The 19,609-nt window shown below is 42.8% G+C and carries 16 protein-coding genes and 2 riboswitches; of the genes, 14 read left to right on the top strand and 2 right to left on the bottom strand.

All coding sequences use genetic code 11. The features are described 5' to 3' along the window. Nucleotides 1-29: 29 nt before the first annotated feature. From A8F95_RS17805 to A8F95_RS17785, 5 genes are all read left to right on the top strand, one after another. Nucleotides 30-992, top strand: coding sequence for a carbohydrate kinase family protein (locus A8F95_RS17805; protein WP_065411752.1), 963 nt, complete (start codon nt 30-32; stop codon nt 990-992). Beyond that, nucleotides 989-2,428 carry a glycoside hydrolase family 32 protein gene (locus tag A8F95_RS17800; RefSeq protein WP_065411751.1) on the top strand — a complete coding sequence of 480 codons (1,440 nt, stop codon included), beginning with the start codon at nt 989-991 and terminating at the stop codon, nt 2,426-2,428. Before A8F95_RS17805 ends, A8F95_RS17800 begins: the two co-directional genes overlap by 4 nt. Before the next feature lie 28 nt (nt 2,429-2,456). Continuing rightward, on the top strand, nt 2,457-2,957 hold the full coding sequence (locus A8F95_RS17795) for a PTS sugar transporter subunit IIA (protein WP_065411750.1): 501 nt from the start codon (nt 2,457-2,459) through the stop codon (nt 2,955-2,957). A 191-nt stretch (nt 2,958-3,148) separates the two neighbouring features. After that, a complete protein-coding gene (locus A8F95_RS17790) occupies nt 3,149-4,003 on the top strand; it encodes an STAS domain-containing protein (RefSeq protein WP_065411749.1) in 855 nt (284 codons plus the stop codon). A gap of 126 nt (nt 4,004-4,129) precedes the next feature. Then, nucleotides 4,130-5,689 carry a bifunctional ADP-dependent NAD(P)H-hydrate dehydratase/NAD(P)H-hydrate epimerase gene (locus tag A8F95_RS17785; protein WP_065411748.1) on the top strand — a complete coding sequence of 520 codons (1,560 nt, stop codon included), beginning with the start codon at nt 4,130-4,132 and terminating at the stop codon, nt 5,687-5,689. A 51-nt stretch (nt 5,690-5,740) separates the two neighbouring features. Here A8F95_RS17785 and A8F95_RS17780 read toward each other — a convergent pair whose 3' ends face one another. After that, nucleotides 5,741-6,997: a YeeE/YedE family protein gene (locus tag A8F95_RS17780; protein ID WP_065411747.1), complete on the bottom strand. Its 1,257-nt coding sequence runs from the start codon at nt 6,995-6,997 to the stop codon at nt 5,741-5,743. 428 nt (nt 6,998-7,425) lie between these two features. Here A8F95_RS17780 and A8F95_RS17775 point away from each other — a divergent pair, with 428 nt between their 5' ends. Beyond that, entirely contained in the window at nt 7,426-9,120 is a 1,695-nt protein-coding gene (locus tag A8F95_RS17775) for a methyl-accepting chemotaxis protein (RefSeq protein WP_065411746.1), read from the top strand. Nucleotides 9,121-9,414: 294 nt separating this feature from the next. Here the strand turns inward: A8F95_RS17775 and A8F95_RS17770 are convergent, their stop codons facing one another. Continuing rightward, nucleotides 9,415-11,472, bottom strand: a complete 2,058-nt coding sequence (locus tag A8F95_RS17770) for a molybdopterin-containing oxidoreductase family protein (protein ID WP_065411745.1) — start codon at nt 11,470-11,472, stop codon at nt 9,415-9,417. A 279-nt stretch (nt 11,473-11,751) separates the two neighbouring features. Continuing rightward, nucleotides 11,752-11,857, top strand: a riboswitch (SAM riboswitch). A 94-nt stretch (nt 11,858-11,951) separates the two neighbouring features. Between A8F95_RS17770 and A8F95_RS17765 the strand changes: the two genes are divergently transcribed. The 8 genes from A8F95_RS17765 (at nt 11,952) to A8F95_RS17730 (ending at nt 19,608) form a co-directional block, all read left to right on the top strand. Further along, the gene (locus A8F95_RS17765) at nt 11,952-12,611 is read left to right on the top strand and encodes a 2-hydroxy-3-keto-5-methylthiopentenyl-1-phosphate phosphatase (RefSeq protein ID WP_176713742.1); all 660 of its coding nucleotides are present in this window, start codon (nt 11,952-11,954) and stop codon (nt 12,609-12,611) included. A 67-nt stretch (nt 12,612-12,678) separates the two neighbouring features. Beyond that, complete coding sequence (locus tag A8F95_RS17760; RefSeq protein WP_065411743.1) at nt 12,679-13,191, top strand: 1,2-dihydroxy-3-keto-5-methylthiopentene dioxygenase; 513 nt, start codon at nt 12,679-12,681, stop codon at nt 13,189-13,191. A 51-nt stretch (nt 13,192-13,242) separates the two neighbouring features. Further along, on the top strand, nt 13,243-14,439 hold the full coding sequence (locus A8F95_RS17755) for a 2,3-diketo-5-methylthiopentyl-1-phosphate enolase (protein ID WP_065411742.1): 1,197 nt from the start codon (nt 13,243-13,245) through the stop codon (nt 14,437-14,439). A 223-nt stretch (nt 14,440-14,662) separates the two neighbouring features. Continuing rightward, nucleotides 14,663-14,765, top strand: a riboswitch (SAM riboswitch). A 67-nt stretch (nt 14,766-14,832) separates the two neighbouring features. Further along, nucleotides 14,833-15,471 carry a methylthioribulose 1-phosphate dehydratase gene (locus tag A8F95_RS17750; RefSeq protein WP_065411741.1) on the top strand — a complete coding sequence of 213 codons (639 nt, stop codon included), beginning with the start codon at nt 14,833-14,835 and terminating at the stop codon, nt 15,469-15,471. Between the two features lie 16 nt (nt 15,472-15,487). Continuing rightward, nucleotides 15,488-15,886, top strand: a complete 399-nt coding sequence (locus A8F95_RS17745) for a VOC family protein (protein ID WP_065411740.1) — start codon at nt 15,488-15,490, stop codon at nt 15,884-15,886. A 39-nt stretch (nt 15,887-15,925) separates the two neighbouring features. Then, a complete protein-coding gene (locus tag A8F95_RS17740; RefSeq protein WP_425415021.1) occupies nt 15,926-17,023 on the top strand; it encodes a sugar ABC transporter substrate-binding protein in 1,098 nt (365 codons plus the stop codon). A 95-nt stretch (nt 17,024-17,118) separates the two neighbouring features. Further along, nucleotides 17,119-18,603: a sugar ABC transporter ATP-binding protein gene (locus A8F95_RS17735; RefSeq protein ID WP_077247432.1), complete on the top strand. Its 1,485-nt coding sequence runs from the start codon at nt 17,119-17,121 to the stop codon at nt 18,601-18,603. Then, entirely contained in the window at nt 18,604-19,608 is a 1,005-nt protein-coding gene (locus tag A8F95_RS17730; protein ID WP_065411737.1) for an ABC transporter permease, read from the top strand. It begins immediately after the preceding gene. Nucleotide 19,609: the final 1 nt, after the last annotated feature.

Raw genomic sequence — 19,609 nt, 5'->3', positions numbered from 1 at the left:
TATTGTGATCAGCAAAGGAGAAGGTACGTATGAAAACTGGACTTATGACGCTTGGTGAGGCTTTGATCGATTTTATTCCAATGGATGTTGAGAATAACACGTATATAAAAAGCCCTGGCGGTGCTCCTGCCAATGTGGCGGTGGGCGCTGCCCGTTTAGGGATGACTTCTACTTTCATTGGGAAGCTAGGAAAAGATGTGCTGGGGACTTTTTTGAAAGAAACATTGCAGGAATATGGAGTAAATGTTTCGTCTCTCATTTTGACAGAATCTTATCGCACGGGCCTTGTGTTCGTCACATTGGAGGAAGACGGAGAGCGCAGCTTCAGCTTTTATATAAAGGATAGTGCCGATTTCTTTTTAGAAGAAACTGAGATCAATGAAGATCTATTTATAGATCACAAAATTTTTCACTTTGGAACGATTTCTCTTTTAAGAGAACCGGCGAGAACTGCTACAGAGAAGGCGCTGTTTTACGCCAAAAAGCACGGAATGATCATTTCATTCGATCCGAATGTGCGTCTAACCCTTTGGAAAGACGAAGAGGCTCTTAGACGCACGATCTTGGCCATGCTGCCGAAAGTAGATGTGTTAAAGCTGTCCGAGGAGGAATTATTGTTTTTAAGTGGGGATCTGAAGGTAGAGGTCATTGAACAGTGGATAAGAGAATTTAATCTTTCGCTCGTCTGTTTAACGAAAGGAGCACAGGGAAGTATCGTGTTTACGAAAAGCGGTTTTGTAGAAGTGGAAGCCCTAAGCGTAAAAGCAATTGATACGACTGGTGCTGGAGATGCCTTCGTATCAGCCTTGTTATATTGTTTAAACGAGCGGACGGAGAACATTTCTTGCTTAACACTTGAAGAAGCAGCCGAGGTAGCTCGTTTTGCTTCTGTCTCAGGAGGGCTGGCTGCCTCGCAAAAAGGGGCGATGACGGCGCTGCCTGTATTGCGGGATGTTCAGAAAATAATAGGAGAGAACAGGAGTGTAGAATGAATCAACAAGAATGGCTTCAACAAGTAGCTGCAAAAGTAAAAGAAAACGAGGAAAATCGAAAAAAAGACCCGTATCGTCTTCTCTTTCATTTAATGCCGCCAGTAGGGTTGCTAAATGATCCGAACGGGCTGATTCAATACAGAGGAAGATATCATGTTTTCTACCAATGGAACCCGTTTGCCACATCGCACGGTCCAAAATTTTGGGGGCATTATATTTCTGATGATCTAGTCCATTGGGAGGAAAAGCCTCCAGCTCTTACGCCAACTGAATGGTACGATAAACACGGCTGTTACTCAGGCAGTGCGATTGAAGAGGCGGGAAAGTTACTATTGTTTTATACAGGGAATGTGAAAAAGGGAGAACAGCGGGAAACATATCAATGTGCAGCTGTTTCAGATAATGGGGTTCAATTTGAGAAAGAAGGGCCAGTTATTTTGCTGCCTGCCGGTTTTACAGCTCATTTTCGTGACCCGAAAGTATGGAAAAGAAATGACAGGTGGTACATGGTCGTAGGTGCGCAGACGATTAAAGAAGAAGGAGTGGTCGTGCTTTTTTCTTCATCAGATTTGAGAAATTGGCACTATAAAGGCCCCATTGCAGGGAGCTGCATGAATGGTTTGGGTCATTTTGGATATATGTGGGAGTGTCCGGATTTCTTTCAAATGGATGATAAAGATATTTTACTAGTCTCTCCTCAAGGGTTAAAGCCGGATGGCTATCGTTATGAAAATCTATTTCAATCTGGCTATTTCATTGGAGAATGGAAGGAAGGAACGACTGAATTTGCTCATGGAGAGTTTTCGGAGCTTGATCGCGGGTTCGATTTTTATGCCGCCCAGACATTTAAGGATGAACAGGGAAGGCGCATTATGATTGGCTGGATGGGGATAACGGATGAACAGGAGCTTTTTCAGCCAACGATTAAAAAAGGCTGGGTCCATGCGTTAACGCTGCCGCGTGAGTTAGTTTTGGAAGGAACAAAGCTTTTGCAAAAGCCTGTTGTAGAATTAATGAAGCTGCGGAGAAAAGAGACATTTCATGGCCATGTTTCTTTAGGGATGAACGGAAAGACATGGGGTGGAATATGTGAAGAGGCTAGCGAGATCAAGGTGCAGTTTGATGAATTGGGTGAAGAAAAAATAGAAATCGAGATTCGTGGCAATGTCACTCTCCTTTTTTGTCCAATCAAAAAGCTGTTTACATTAAGGAGAAAATCCTATAAAGACGGAGCGGTTGAAAGCAGGACCTGTGAATTGCTGCGATTAGAAGACGTGCATATTTTTCTCGATACAAGTTCGCTGGAGGTTTTTATAAACGGTGGACAAGAAGTATTTACAGCTAGATTTTTTGCAGATCCAGAAGAACGATCTATTGTTTTTAAAACAAATGGACGAGCCAATCTTTTTATTCAGAAATGGAAGCTGGGAAACTAAATGATGATGAAAGGATGGAGGGGTGGAGATGTTTAAAAAGTTATTTGGCAAGAAAGAGGCTGCCTCGGAGACAATCAATATATATGCTCCTGTAAGCGGTCGGTTTGTTCCTCTTGCAGAAGTGCCTGATCCCGTTTTTGCGCAAAAAATGATGGGGGATGGCGTAGCGATCGAACCATCTGAAGGAACCATTGTATCGCCGATAAAGGGAGAGATAGTGTTAGTATTTCCAACCATGCATGCTATTGGGCTTAAAGCGGAAAATGGCGCGGAGCTATTAGTCCACATTGGGCTCGACACGGTGATAATGAATGGGGAAGGGTTTACACTTCATGTAGAGGAAGGGGATAAAGTAGCGCCTGGAGACAAATTAGTGACGTTTGATCTAGAGTTAGTGAAGTTAAAAGCAAAAAGTGCTATTACTCCTGTTATTATTACCAATAGTGACGACATGCAAGATATCGAAAGGAAAGAGTACGTTGAAGTAGTAAGCGGTCAAAGTGAAATAATGATCGTTACCTCCTCTTAAGGGGTAAAAGACCTATGAAAAGAAGGTTTTGAAAGCAACTGGCTGACAAATGGCGGTTGCTTTTTTGTTGTGTTGGAGTAACATGTATTTTGATCATTGGAGTTATCGTTCGAAAAAATGATATGATTTATAAAGGAAAAAAACGAACGCATTTATTTACACTAAAATGCAGTCATAGAGGTGGAAGGCGAATGAGCAAGATTGATGATCAGCTTTATCATTATTTAGTAGATAGTTCAAATGCCATTACAGATGCCTGGCTGGCAATGAGAGAAGAGAAGGCAGGATCTGTTTACTCCGCGGATGCCGATCCATCTGTAGAACAGTTGCTTCGGCAGCAAAACCGCTTAACGAATTACACGGTGGCGAGCATTCTTCTCGAAGACAAGGAAAACTTTACGAGACAAAAAGAGCAATGGGCTCGGGAAGTAGCTGAGAGCAGAGTATCCAGCAATACGCCGATTCACGAAGTGCAGGTTGCGCTCAATTCGGGGAGAAGAGCGTATTGGGGTTTTGTGGAGAAGTTTGTAGAACAAAATAGGAATGAAGTGGCATATGAAGATATTTTAAGATGGGGGAATGTTATTCACTCGGCATTTGATGAGCTGAACATTCTGTTCTCTGAAATGTATTTTGATCTCATGATGAGCAGGCTTTCAGCCCAGCAAAGTTTGATCGAAGAGCTAGGTTCTCCCGTTATTCCGATTACGGCTTCTACAGGAATATTGCCTTTAGTTGGTGATATCGATACATTGCGCGCTAAAAATATATTAGAGCGAATCCCTAAAAAGTGTGTAGATGCTGGCATTGCCCATTTATTTATTGACTTATCGGGTGTGTCGATCATTGATACGATGGTGGCTCATCAGATCTTCCAAATTATCCAAGTGTTGAAGTTATTAGGTATCCAGTCAACTATGACCGGAATTCGTCCAGAAATCGCCCAAACGGCTGTGCAATTGGGAATCGATTTTTCCGGCATCGACTCTTTTAGCTCCTTGCAGCAAATATTAGGGAAACACTCTCTTAACGAACTCGATGAGTAAGGATTGAAACGAATAAAGGGTTGTTGAGCGTGAACAACTAGTTCGGAGCGATGAAGAAAAGCAACTGAACGTGAACAGCTCGACTGGAGAAAGGGCCAAGTTTTTGGGTGAATGAGGAGGACGTGTATGCTGATAGCAGGGCAAAGAGATATGCAGCAAATGGACCAATATACGATGGAAACCATTGGGCTGCCCGGTGTCGTATTAATGGAAAACGCTGGAGCAAAAGTAGTCGAAGAAATTTTGAACGTTTCGGCTTGCAAACAGCCGAAAGTCATTGTACTAGCTGGCGGAGGAAATAACGGTGGAGATGGGTTTGTCATTGCCCGGAGGCTGTGTGACGCAGGGATAACGGCTCTTCTCTGTTTAGTGGTCGATCCTGAGCGGTTGAAGGAGGATGCAAAGGTTCATTTCCAGGTTTACACGAACCGGAAATTGCCTGTTTTTTATTTGCACGAGCAGTCATTATCAGAACTTCAAAGCCACTTAAACGAAGCGGACATCATTGTAGACGCTCTGTTAGGAACAGGAGTAAATGGGCCGCTAAGAGAGCCTTTTCGTCAAGTCATTTCGCTAGTTAATGAACAGGCAGGAAAGAAAGAGGTTGTTTCTGTTGATATTCCGTCAGGTTTAAATAGCGACACTGGAAAAGTAGAAGGAGCAGCTGTACAAGCTTCAAAGACAATCAGCTTTGTCTTTCCGAAAAAGGGTTTTTTCCTGCAAGATGGTCCAACGTACATTGGTGAGTGGAAGGCGGTTGATATTTCTGTTCCGCCTTCAGCGGCGAAGACTCTAGGGCTTTCACTGCCAAAGCTGATAACTGAAGCCTTTGTTAAAGCTTCTATACCATTGCGTCCTCCGAATGGTCATAAGGGAACGTTCGGTCATGTTCTAGTCGTAGGGGGGTCTCGCCAATACGTGGGTGCCCCTGTTTTTTCTGCTGCATCAGCTTTACATAGCGGGACGGGATTAGTGACGCTGGCTGTCCCGGAGAGTATCTATTCCATGATGGCGGCTCAGCATCCGGAAGTGTTATTTTTACCATTACCGGAGAAGGATGGCCACTTTGCAGAACAGGCTATTAGTGAACTGGTACCGCGTCTTCATGAATTCGACAGCATAGCGGTTGGGCCTGGCATGAGCCGGTTTCCCGACGGTGAGAAATGGATGAAAGAATGGATGGCGTCGCTGCACGGGCAGCCGGTCGTTATAGATGCTGACGGTTTGTATTTAATTAGAAATCAATTGGATCTAGTAAGGCAATATGAAGGGAATGTTATTTTTACTCCTCATCCTGGTGAGATGGCCAGTTTATTAAATATGAGCGTCAAAGAGGTAGAGGCCGACCGTATGGGCATTGCCCATCGGTTTGCCCAGGAGCATCAGCTCTATTTGTTATTGAAGGGGCACCGCTCTATTATTGCTACGCCGAATGGAGAAATTTATGTCAATCCACATGGCAACAGTGCGCTTGGAAAAGGGGGCAGCGGTGATGTGCTGACAGGGCTTATTGCTTCTTTCCTTGCCCAGGGAGCGCCTCCTTTAGACGCTCTCGTTTCAGCAAGCTATTTGCATGCGAGAGCTGGCGAGGAAAGGGCAAAAGTAGCGTCCCATTACGGGGTTATGCCGTTTGATATCATTGATGGGATACGTGGAGTGTTTAGAGAATACGAGCGGGGCTTATAAAAAAGAAGGGTGCGCTAAAGTCTTTTTCTTTAGCGCACCCTCTCTTTATAGTTAACAGAACGTATCAGACGATTTTGGATTTTTTAATCCGAAAAGCGGACGAATAAACAAAGCAACATATGTGCCAAGCATTGCCATAACTGCCCAAACCCAGCCATGAAGACTGAAGGAAGCGATACCGCCAAAGTAGGCACCAATGTTACAGCCAAAGGCAAGACGTGCGCCGTAGCCCATTAACAATCCGCCGACAACAGCGGCAGCGGCCACTTTCGGTTGAATTTTCTTCGGTTTAAACGTCCCTTGGAAGGAAGCCGAAATAAAAGCGCCTAAAATAATGCCGAAATTCATGACGCTTGTAGAATCGGCCAGAACAGTTTGTTTCAGTGCTTCACCGTTAGGACCTGAGAAGAATCCCCAACTGGATACATCTACTCCCATCGCCATCAATGCTTTTCCACCCCAAAGTGCAAAAGCAGAAGTAATGCCCCATGGGTTCCCTCTAACGGTTAACGTTAAGGCATTTAATAAAGCTAAAACGATGGCAGCGGTGATTAACGGCCAAGAGCCGCGAATTACTTTCTTCCAACCAGTGGTAGTCGGCAATGGCTTCATCATTGGCGGGTTTTTCTTTTTCGCAATTTGTATCGTAATCCAATAAATCGCCGCAAATAAAATTAATTGCACAACTAGCGCTCCAAAATAACCGAGACCCGTTGATTCCGCTAAGGAAATCGGCGGCAATGACGGCGTATCCTCCATCCAAAAAGTAAAATGGTAAGCCCCGAGAACCGATCCCGTAATGAAAGCGAGAAGGGTTAAAATCATGGATGAAGCCCCGCCGCCTACTTGATACAACGTTCCGGAAGCACAGCCATTTCCAAGCTGCATACCAATGCCGAAGATAAAGGCACCGAAAATCAAGCTTGTGCCTACTGGCGATACATAGCCAGCAGGAGTTATTCCTGTAAAGCTAAAGCCTGTTCCGAGTATAATCGCAAACAAGATAGAAGCCACGGCAAGCATAATCATATGAGCCTGCAATCCTTGGACATTCCCTACCGACACGAGCCGGCGGAAAGCAGAAGTAAACCCAAATCGTGCGTATAATAACGTAACACCAAGAGCAAGGCCGATGATAAATAATACTCCTTGTGTCCAGGTTGTCACGTTTACAATTACAGCAAAAAGAATAAGTGCTATCACAATCCCAGCTGACGCTAATGGCTTTTGCATCGGATTCAGCCGGGTAACGACCGTCGTTGATTTATGATCCCAATTCGGCGGCGTAGTCAAAGTTGTTTGTGCCATTCATTCCACCTCTTATCCTATTTAAATAGTTGGGATTAACAATATATATCATAACTCTTTTTTAGAGAAAAGTAAATAAAGTGCATAGACTATTGCTTCCTGAATTAATGAAAGACAGCTAGTTTTTAATTTGCAAAAACCTCCATTTATAGAAAACTGAATATTTAAACTTCAATAAATAATTATTAATTATTATAAATAAAGCCGATATAACGTTTGGAGATCAGGATAAGAATACATGATTACTGAGAAAATAAAAGAAAGTGGGTAGAGAATTGGCTCTCATGCGAGCAAATGAAAAGCTATTAAAACGGCATGGGGTAGTCCAATAAAGACAAAAGAGAATACATTCGTTATAGAGTGTTTGGGCGGTTATCTAAGCACTGATCAGCAAGCAAGGCAATATATAAATAATAGAGGGGTAAAAAATGAGTAGATTATTTCGTTTTAAGAGCATAAAAGGCAAAATGATAGCTGGATTTTCAGTAGTCATTTTTCTTGTTGTTTTATTGGGTCTTTATAACCATATGGTAATAAAAACCATTAATCAAAATGTTACGTCCATGGTGAACCAAGAGCTTCAGCAGCTCACTGCGAACGATCAGATGGCCACTACAATGGCTAACAGAATTGCGACAGCTAGAGCTTATGTGCTGACTGGTAACGACGTGTACATAGATCGTTTTAATGAATACACGGAAGAAGGGAAACGTAACGAAGCAATTGTTAGAGAGCTTGGCGCTTCGGAAGAGTTTGACCGTCTAATTAAGAGTACGGTTGAGTGGCGGCAATTTGTTTCAGCGAACGTATTCGACGAGTATGATAAAGGTAATAAAGACATAGCCCGTCAAAATCTTATCAATTCAGAAAATCAAGTTCGCGAATTAATGGACGGCTATCAAAAACTAGCTAGTAACGAAAAAGACTCCATTAATAAGATGGGTCAGCAAATAATCGCCAGCGGCAAAAAGACAATGACGGTTATTACGATTATATCCCTTTTAGTTGCTGTGTTTAGTGGAGTCATCGCTCTTGTTACTGCCAATCTGATTTCTACTCCATTGAAGAAGGTGATGGAGCGAATGAAGACTATTGCTGACGGCGATTTAAGCCTTGAACCGCTGACCGTTAATACAAAGGATGAAGTAGGCCAGCTTGTACAGGCGACTAATGAGATGACTCATAATATGAGAGATTTGCTGAGAAAAATCAACGTTGTTTCTGAAACAGTCACAAGCCAAAGTGAGGAGTTAACACAAGCCTCTAATGAAGTGAAGGTCGGAGCTGAGCAAGTTGCGGCGACAATGGAAGAGCTCGCTTCCGGAGCAGAGACCCAAGCGAACAGTGCGGGGAATTTAGCCTCTATTATGGAGACTTTTTCCGGAAAAGTGGAAGAAGCAAATGAAAATGGAGAACATATCGAAACTTACTCTGTTGATGTGTTAAACATGACGAATGAGGGCACTGAATTAATGAATTCCTCTACGACTCAAATGGCTAAAATTGATCGGATTGTACGAGATGCCGTTGAAAAAATGGAAAGTCTCGATCAGCAGTCTCAGGAAATTTCAAAATTAGTGTCTGTTATTAAGGATATCGCTGCCCAAACGAATCTTCTTGCTTTAAATGCAGCGATTGAAGCGGCGAGGGCAGGAGAGCATGGTAAAGGATTTGCTGTTGTAGCAGATGAAGTAAGAAAGCTTGCGGAGGAAGTCGGTGTTTCAGTCAATGACATTACGGGTTTCGTATCAAATATACAAAGTGAATCCAGTATTGTAGCGGAATCGTTAAAAATGGGCTATACAGAGGTTGAGCAAGGAACTGTCCAAATCAAAACGACTGGCGAAATGCTTAATAAAATTAGTTCTGCCGTAACAGAGATGGTGAGCAACATTCAAACGGTCTCTGCTAACTTGTCAGATATAGCAGCAAGTGCACAGGAAATGAATGGCTCCGTTGAAGAAATCGCTTCGGTTGCAGAAGAGTCAGCTGCAGGAGTAGAAGAAACAGCGGCTTCTGCCCAACAGTCCAGCGCCACGATGGAAGAAGTCGCAGCCAGCTCGAAACAGCTAGCAGCGTTAGCAGAAGAGATGAATGGGTTAGTCGGTCAGTTTAAAGTTTAAATAAGGCAAGTACAGGCGGGCAGCAGAAAGCTGCCCGATTTAAGTGTTAAAGACTATGTAATATAGAATCAATTTTTCTTCAATCGCTTTTTTAATAAAATGGTATAGAGTGATAAAACATAGACTGCCTATGAGCCCTCCTGCCACCATTCTGCACATACATGAGAAACAGACACGAGCAATGCGAAGAATATAGCGGGCCAGTGCCGCCGAGGGAATAGAATCGATACAAATGCGGCAAATAGTCCGCAAATGACTAAAAAATACGCCTTTATAAACAGCAAGAGAAAACTGTTATTGAACAGTTTTCTCTTTATTTGCTGCTTCGACGTTTACCCGACCTGAGAAAAATACAGCTCCCCCGCCCATATCAGCTACCCGATCAGGGGTCAAAGCATTGACGAGATGTTTCTTACCGAGAGCATCTGACCAGAGACCTTGGCTTACGACAACGCCAGGTAAAACTTGGTCACCTGTAGAAACGGTTAACTCACATTCTCCACGGTGATTCCACACACGCACAACTGTGCCATCTTCGATTCCTAAACGATCTGCATTCTGTTGATTCATAAACAATTTAGGCGTTTTTTCAAGCTTTATATGTTTCTCGTTATTAGAAAACGTAGAGTTCAAGAAGTTATGATTTGGTGCCGGCACAAAGAGAAAAGGAAGATCGGATTCCTGCACTAACGGCTTATGCGTAGGAAGAGCCGGATGGCCGTCTGCTTCCATTTTTTTAGAGTATAATTCGATTTTACCGCTCGGTGTCGGTAAGTTTTTCAGTAGCTGATCTATATCTTTTGCTTTTACGAATCGCTCATTTTTAAGTTCTTCATACGTCACAACAGGGAAGTAAGGGGTAGATACATGACTTAACGCTTGTTCGATTAATTGTTCATCCGTATCTTTAAACTCTTGTTCGTCAAACCCCAATGCTTGTGCTAACAACCGGAATACATTGGGATTCGATTTGCTTTCTCCATAAGGCGCGATGACCGGTTCATGCAAATGAAGGTAATTGTGCCAGGAAGAAGTATAAAAGTCTGTGTTTTCAAAAGCAGAGGTTGCCGGTAAAACAATGTCAGCAAACATAGCTGTTTCTGTTAAAAAGAGATCATGAACGACCGTGAACAAGTCTTCCCGCGCTAATCCATCCCGTACTTTATTGGCCTCTGGCGCCACCACTGCCGGATTCGTGTTGTAAATAAAGAGTGAACGAATCGGCTTTTCCAACTCGAGCAGGGCTTTCCCCAGCAAATTCATATTAATGACCCGTGTTGGCTGCTTGAGAAGATCTGGCCGCTGCAGCGCTTTTTGATTATATGTTAAATAACCAGAGCTAGACTTAACGGCGCCTCCGCCTCTTAGCAGCCATTGTCCTGTTAAAGCAGGCAGACAAGCAATCGTCCGCACAATCATCCCGCCGTTATCGTGGTGCTGGAGGCCATTTCCAATCCGGATCATAGATGGAGAAACCGTTCCGTACATCCGCGCTAACGTATAAATATCTTCTGCTGGAACACCGGTAATCACAGAAACAGTCTGTGGATCATAGGCTTCTACATGCTTTTCAAGCTCTTCGTATCCAACTGTGTATTCTTGTAAAAATGAGCGGTTAACTAAGTTTTCCTTATAGAGAATGTGCATGATGCCTAGTGCAAGGGCGCCATCTGTTCCAGGAAGAACAGGGATGAACCAATCTGCCATCCGTCCTGTCTGGTTTTTATGCACGTCAATGACAATGATTTTTGCTCCATTTTTACGCGCTTGTTGTGCAATCATCATTTGATGCATGTTTGTGCTAACAGCATTGATGCCCCAAATGACGAATAGCTTTGTTTCTTTCATTTCTTCCGGATCGGTTCCATAGCTTCCGCCCATTGTGTAACTAAATCCTACTGAGCCCGCAATATTACAGATCGTGCGGTCAAGCTGGCTAGAACCGAGCCGATAAAAGAAACGGCGGTCCATTCCTTCCGCACTGAGTTTTCCCATATTTCCATAAAAACTGTAGGGGAGAATGGACTCGGCTCCTTCCTCATGAATCAGCTTTTTCCAACGAGTGGCAATCGTTTCGATCGCCTCCTGCCAGCTAATAGGAACAAACTTGCCTTCTCCTTTTTGTCCGATTCGTTTTAGAGGTGTTTGTATTCTTTTATCGTCATAAATGCGTTCACCCATATTTCTTACTTTGTTGCAAATAGCCCCTTTCGTTATGGGATGTTCGGGATCGCCTTCAATTTTGGTGATTTTTCCATCTTTTTTATGTACGAGCAATCCGCATTGGTCCGGACAATCAAGCGAACAGACTGAGGGAACTACACCATTTTCTATCTTGATATAGGATTGCATATTTAGTATCCTCCGATCATATAGATTGCTTTTCTGATTATATCATAGTAACGGAACATTTAGAACGTTCAGAAAACTATTTGGGTTGAGGTTATGTATAAAATCAGTTATAGTCTTCAATAGTTGAGTTTAGCAGTCTCACAAGCACTAGTGGTACTGCAAAGAATCTGCTTGCCGCAAAAGATTCAAGCCTTCTCTTATTAAAAAATGATTGACACCCCTTCGAGAACGTGTCATAATCCTAGTGAAGTTATATGAATATAAAAAATAATAAATAAACTCTTATCAAGAGCAGGCGGAGGGATGAGCCCTATGAAGCCCGGCAACCGGCTTACTTTTAAGCACGGTGCTAATTCTTACAGCAATTCATGCTGAAAGATAAGAAGTTGTGTTTACCAAAACCTCTTCTTATTGGAGAGGTTTTTTGTTTTTATTTACGGAATGGGATTATAGAGTAAAAAGAAAGAAGTGAGGGCATCTTGAAGAAACCCGTTATATTTTGTGACTTTGATGGTACGGTGACGAAAAAAGACAACATCATTAGTATTATGAAACGGTTTGCTCCTCCTGAGTGGGAGAAGTGGAAAGATGGTGTGCTATCTCAATCTATCAGTATTCAGGAAGGCGTTGGGAATATGTTTGCCCTTCTTCCATCTTCTCTTCGACAAGAGATTATTGACTTTGTTTTAGAGACAGCAGAAATCAGAGAAGGGTTTGGCGAATTTGTACAGTATACAAAAAAACAAGGCATTCCTCTTTATATCGTCAGTGGAGGCATTGATTTTTTTGTAAAGCCAATGCTTGAACCATTTAATGAAATTACAGGGTTATATTGCAATGAAGCAGATTTCAGTGGAGAGCATATTCATATCCGCTGGCCGTATGAGTGTGATCAGGAATGTCCGAATCAAAATTGTGGCTGCTGCAAGCCGGCTATCATTCGTAATACAGCGAATACTGATCACTATACTATTGTGATCGGTGATTCTGTGACTGATTTTCAAGCAGCGAAGATTGCAGATTCAGTGATTGCAAGAGATTACTTGGCGGAAAAGTGCGAAGAGCTTTCTATTCCTTTTCAGCCCTTTGAAACGTTTTATGATTGTATCAACATTTTAGAAAACTTAAATCTTAAATAAGCAGTTATACTTTCTATATAGCAGTGAATAAATTCGGAATGTTAGGAATAATGAAGGGGGAATTATGATGACAACTATTAAAATTCAAGGAACAAATGAAGTGATCGACAATCAAGAAGAAGTGATTGCCTTTTTGGACAAGCAAGATGTCATTTACGAGCATTGGGATATTTCTAAATTACCTGCTCATTTGCAAGAAAAGTATGTGTTGAATGAGGAAGAAAAGCAAGAGATTTTAGCTGCTTTTGAAACGGAAATTAAAGATATTGCCGAGAGACGGGGATATAAAGCTTGGGACGTGATTTCCTTAGCAGATCACACTCCAAACTTGGAAGAGTTATTGAAAAACTTCCAGCGTGAGCATCATCATACAGATGATGAAGTCCGATTTATTGCAAGCGGACACGGCGTTTTTGTTATCCAAGGAAAGGACGGCCGGTTCTTTGAGGTTCATTTAAATCCTGGAGATCTTATTTCGGTTCCTGAAAGTGTCCGCCATTACTTTACATTATCTGATGACCGTAAAGTAGTTGCTGTCCGTATTTTCGTAACAGAAGAAGGCTGGGTGCCAGTTTACTAAAAGAGAGTTTTGGAATGAATGAAGTTACAGAATGACAGAGGAGGATATTTTATGGGTGTAACAGCTACTTATCTGTTCCCGTCGCATCCCGATCAAGAAAAAAAGGCAGAACAATACGCTTTAGGCCTGACGGTCGGTTCTTGGACAGATATTCCACATCTGGAGCGCCAGCAATTACAGAAAAATAAAGGGGAAGTTGTGTCAGTAGAAAAAGGAGAGGAAAAGGACACAGTAAAAATCCATTATCCGTCCGCTAATTTTTCCGCTGATCTTCCCGCTATTTTGACAACCGTATATGGAAAGCTTTCTTTTTTTGAAGGCCATGAGTTAGTCGATCTAACCTTTGATGCTGAGCTTCTCCGCCAATTCCCTGGACCGCGCTTTGGGGTGAAGGGGGTCAGAGAGAAATTAAATCTATACGATCGTCCATTATTGATGGCTATTTTCAAAGGAGTGATAGGCAGAGACTTGTCTTTTTTCTCTTCTCAATTAGAAGACCTGCTGGCAGGAGGCATTGATCTGATTAAAGACGATGAAATTCTTTTTGAGAATGAGTTAACGCCTTTTGAAAAGAGAATCACAACGGCTAGAGAAATCATTAACCGCCATTATGAACATACAGGTCAGCGAGCCTTATATGCAGTGAATCTGTCGGGGAGATCAAATGAACTGCAGGAGAAGGCAGAGCGGGCGCAAGAACTAGGAGCAAATGCTTTATTGTTTAATGTGCATGCTTATGGATTGGACACATTGCAAACGTTGCGTGAAAATGACAATATTTCTTTGCCTATTATGGCACATTCTGCTTTATCAGGCGTTCTGGCTGGACAGCCTGGCGGTGGCTACTCGTATTCCTTGCTTGTTGGAAAGTTAACGCGTCTAACCGGTGGAGATTTCTCCTTATTCCCAAGTCCATACGGGAATGTAGCGATCCCATCGTCTGATGCATTAGCGATTGGGCAGGCGCTTACGGAAGAAAATCGTTTTGAACAAACTTTCTCTGTGCCTTCTGCTGGGATTCATCCAGGAATGGTGCCGCAATTGTTAAAAGATTTTGGCAGTGAGAGCTTGGTCATCAACGCAGGAGGAGGAGTCTTTGGACATCCAGATGGACCAATCAGCGGTGCCCAAGCTTTCCGAGCTGCGATTGATGCGAGTGTGAATAATGTTTCCTTAACCGAAGCAGCCAAAACGTCAGAACCTTTAAAGCGTGCCATTGACCAATGGGGAATTGTCACGACTTCATAAAGTGCTCCAAGCCATAAGCTGTTTCGTTTTTTAAATTTTTAGCTCCGTTACAGATGAATATTATTTCTAAATAGTTGATTGGAGCAGAAAGCAAAGTGACTAGAGTGTAAATCAACATTTATTATTACCAAAGTCTTTTTTTAAAATAAAAAGATATTGACAGTTTTGGATGAACGTGACATAATCCAAGTAAATTCATGAGAATAATAAATTTAATAACGAGATCTTATCAAGAGCAGGCGGAGGGATGAGCCCTATGAAGCCCGGCAACCGACTTTTTTAAGCACGGTGCTAATTCTCACAGCAGTCATGCTGAAAGATAAGAAGTTGTTTTTTCGAAAACCTCTTCTTATCGAAGAGGTTTTTTTGTATAGAAAGGCAGGATGATAAGAGTTGAGTATAGTGGTGACTCGGATTCATGAGTTGGCAGATATAAAAGAGGAACTGGCAGCACGCGACTGGTTCATGGGAACGAGCGGGAACTTGGCCATTAAAGTACAGGGTGAGCCGCTCCAGTTTCTCGTAACGGCTAGCGGAAAAGATAAACGAAAAAAGACAAATGAAGATTTTTTGCTTGTTGATCAGGATGGAAATTCTGTAGGGGAAACGAATGTTAAGCCTTCTGCTGAGACTCTTCTCCATTGTGAAATTTATGGCAGATCGAATGCGGGCTGCAGCCTTCACGTTCATACGGTAGCGAACAACGTGATTTCAGAAATTTATGGCGATGAAGGAAAAGTGGTATTTAAAGGACAGGAACTGATTAAAGCATTCGGCCGCTGGGAAGAGGATGCCGAATGGGAAATCCCGATCATTCCTAATCACGCTGATATTCCAAAACTAGCAGCCGCTTTAGCTCCGTTTGTAGAAGAAGATAAGGGAGCCGTTCTCATCCGCAATCATGGAATCACAGCTTGGGGAAAGAACGCATTTGAGGCTAAAAAAGTACTTGAAGCATGTGAGTTCTTGTTTCAATACGAGCTGGCGCTTCTGCAGGCAAAGGCAAATTTACAAGTCATTAGGCAGAAATAATAGTAGACATAAAGAAATGGCGGGGGACAAATTGATTAAAAGAATTGAACATGTCGGAATCATGGTGAAGAACTTAGAAAAGTCCATTTCATTTTACACAGACATTATCGGCTTCCAGCTTTTGGGCCGCTTGGATCATCCGAACGGCCAAATCAAAATAGCTTTTATTGGAACAGAAGATAAAGAAGGAACCCAGATCGAACTGTTGGAAGGCTATAATGATTCACTGCCTGTGGAAGGGAAAGTTCATCACCTTGCTTTAAAAGTGGAGGGCATTGAAAGTGAGATTACAAGGTTGAAAGAGGCTGGTGTCCGTTTCATTGATAAAGAAATTACAACGCTGCCAAACGGCTCTCGTTACATGTTCTTTGAAGGACCGGATGGCGAATGGCTCGAATTGTTTGAAACTAATTAATTTACAGAAAGTAATAGGGGGATTTTTAAGATGATAAAGATAGCTAAAAAGTTAGCGGTATCAGGTTTAGCTTTAACATTGTTGCTGACGGGGTGCTCAACAGGCGAAAAAACGGCTTCCTCAGATGAAAAGAAACCAGGGAAAATTGAAAATGTGCCTGAACGATTCGCAAACGGAGAAGAAGTGAAAGTAAAAGTCATCCGGAAAATTGGCGGTGATGATCATACAGCTCAATTTTTAGCGGGTGCGAAAAAAGAGGGCGAAGATCTTGGGTTCAAGGTGGATATCTTTACAGCGAACGGCGATACGGCTAAATTTCACGATGCCATCGAACAAGCTGCTAACCAAGATTATGACGGAGTGATTATCTCTCATGGGGACGATGCTGCAACTGTTGATGCGGTAAAAAAATTGAGAGAAAAAGATAAGAGTGTTGTTACGTTTGACTCGGTTGAGGATTTAAAACAAGTGGATGGTGTAACCTTAACATCTCAAGATGATAAAGCATTGGCTACCTTGAGCTTAGATCAATTAGTGAAGGATTTTAACGGGAAAGCCAACATTGCTTACCTTTGGGTAGATGGGTTCCCGCCAATGGTTCGCCGTAATGCGGTATATGAGGAAACATTAAAGAACAATCCGGGCATCAAAGAAGTGGAACGATTTGGTGTGGCCGCTGCTGATACGTCCGTTCAAACACAAAACGCGGTTCAGGCGATGTTGAAAAAATATCCGAAAGGCAAGCTAGATGCGATTTATGCAACATGGGATGCCTTTGCTATCGGAGCAGCTCGTGCGATTAAAGAAGCAGGCCGTGATGAAGTGAAAATTTACGGAATTGACGTATCGAATGCAGATTTACAATTAATGCAGGAAAAAGGCAGCTCATGGAAGTACACAGCAGCAGTTGACCCGTCACTAATCGGAAAGATTGATATGAGAATTTTAGCAAAGAAATTGGCGGGAGAAGACACACCGCAAGAATATGCATTAGATGCAAGCTTAATCTCGCAAAAGGAATTGTCTTCATCTAAAGATCCAGTGAATATGGAGAGCTTAAAGAGCGTCGTGCCTAACTGGGGAAAATCAGCTGAGTTTGAAGAAGATTGGATGAAAACGTTGAAAGAACACTATTAAGAAGAGAGAGCATTCGCTTGATTTCTAGCGGATGCTTCCGTTTTTCTTCATGGCCATACCCATTTTATGAGAAGGGAACGAGTACGATGCTTGAAATGAGAAACATATCGATTGATTTCCCAGGGGTGGCGGCTTTAAAGAATGTGAATTTTCATGTGGAGAAGGGAAAAATCCATGCTCTGATTGGTGCCAATGGAGCGGGAAAATCCACATTAATGAAAGTGCTATCCGGAGCTTATGATCATTATCGAGGGGACATTTATTTTCATGGGAAGGAAGCGGCTATCCGTTCTCCGAAAGAGGCGAAGCAATTAGGGATTCAAATGGTGTATCAAGAAGTGGATACGGCTCTTATTCCTTACTTAACCGTTGGTGAAAATATTATGCTCGAGAAAATGATTCACGGCATGGGGAAGAAGCAGCTGGTCAATTGGAAATCGCTTCACCGGCAGGCGGCGGATATTCTAGCGAGTTTGCATGTGGCTATTTCGACCCACAAGCGGGTGGATGAACTGACCCTGGCAGAAAAGCAAATGGTGTTAATCGCCAGAGCGATTTCTGATCAATGTAAATGTTTAATATTGGATGAGCCGACAGCGCCATTAAGCCAGACGGAAACAGAAGAGCTGTTTCGGCTCATCCGTCTGCTAAAAGAAAAGGAAGTAGCCGTTATTTTTATCTCTCACCGATTGCCGGAGCTGTTTGCTATTTGCGAAGAGATCACGGTGATGAGAAACGGTGAGTTAGTCATGAAAGAAGAGACATCATGTACTTCTCCTAATGACGTCATTACCCAAATGCTTGGAAAAACATTAGACGAACAATACCCCCCTCATCAAGCTTCGATCGGAGGCACGGTTCTTGAGGTAAAGGGCCTGTCGGATGCGGGAATCGTAAAAAATTTGAACATACAAGTAAAAAAAGGGGAAATCGTGGGAATCGCCGGTCTCGTCGGTGCGGGGAAAACAGAAATTTGCCAGACGCTGTTCGGTGCTTCTCCGCAAACAGCCGGTGAGATGATCGTTCATGGAAAAAAGGTGAACATCGCTTCTCCGTCTGATGCTGTGCGGAACGGAATTGTCCTCGTTCCGGAAGAAAGAAGAAAAGGGGGCATGGTCGTTTCTGAATCGGTGACGACCAATTTAACCGTTTCGAATATGAAACGATTTTCAAAGTTTTTCAGCTTAATTGATTTTAAGAAAGAGAAAAGAGAAGCAGAGAACATGGTGCAGAGGCTTGGGATCGTGACCCCATCTACAGAAACAAAAGTGGCCAATTTATCGGGTGGAAACCAGCAAAAGGTTGTCATCGGCAAATGGTTAATGGGAGAAGCCGATATTTATATTTTTGATGAGCCGACAAAAGGGGTGGACGTTGGAGCGAAGCGAGAGATTTTTGGCTTAATCACGGAGCTTGCTAAGCAAGGAAAAGGCGTCATCTATGCTTCGAGTGAGCTAGCCGATATTTTAGGCATGACCAATCGCGTCTATGTAGTGTATGACGGCGAGGTAGTGAAAGAGATGGAAACGGGTTCTACGAACGAAGCCGAAATTTTATATTACTCAACAGGAGGAAGATAAATGGCTACAGAACAGACTATCGTAGTGAACAAGCAGCCTGTGAAAAAGCCTTTTCAGCTGTTTGACTGGTTATATAAGTACGGCACCATTGTAACAATCGGGATTTTGATCACTGTTTTTACATGGGCCAATCCAGCCTTTATCGAAGGGGAAAATATCATCAACATTTTGCGGTCGATTTCGATTGTGACGATCATTGCGATTGGCGTGACCATCTCTCTATCTATCAATGGATTTGATCTTTCTGTCGGCTCGACTGCTTCTTTGGCAAATGCGATTGTCATTTCGATGTTCGTTTGGTATTCCCAGAATATCGTTGTGGCATTAGCTGCTGCATTAGCTGCTGCACTCGTTGTGGGGGCAGTGAACTCTTTGTTAATTGTGAAGTTTAAAATTCCAGATATGCTTACCACTTTAGCAATGATGTTCATTATTCAAGGAGTTGCTCTTACTTATACAAAAGGAGCTACGATCACACAAAACATGGTTATGCCAGATGGCACCTTCGCAATGGGAACGATTAGCCCGGTATTTGAAAAAATCGGCCAGGTGCCTTGGATCATTATCGTCATGGTCGTGGCGGTTATCCTTGTCCATATCTTCTTATCTTATACAAAGCATGGAAGATACATGTATATCATTGGCGGCAATCAGGAAGCGGCTAGGTTATCTGGAATTTCTGTTAATAAGTACAAAATGATCGCTTATTTGCTTTCAGCTGTTTGTGCAGCGATCGGAGGAACGGTGCTTGCTGCGAGGTTAATGACGGCAGAAATCAATGCAGGGGCTCCCTACTTAATGGACGCTGTAGCTGCTGCTTTTATCGGATTCGCGGTCTTTGGAGCAGGCAAGCCAAATGCGGTCGGCACGTTTATTGGAGCTGTATTGATCGGAATTTTACAAAACGGTCTTGTGATGATGTCTGTTCCTTACTATGCAATGGACATCGTGAAAGGAGCCGTTTTAGCCTTTGCCCTTGGGTTGACTTATTATAAGCAAAAATAAT

The organism is Pseudobacillus wudalianchiensis, from assembly GCF_001685015.1.
Taxonomy (GTDB): domain Bacteria; phylum Bacillota; class Bacilli; order Bacillales; family Domibacillaceae; genus Pseudobacillus; species Pseudobacillus wudalianchiensis.
The sequence above is the reverse complement of the archived record's forward strand: the minus strand, read 5'-3'. Positions and strand labels throughout refer to the sequence as shown.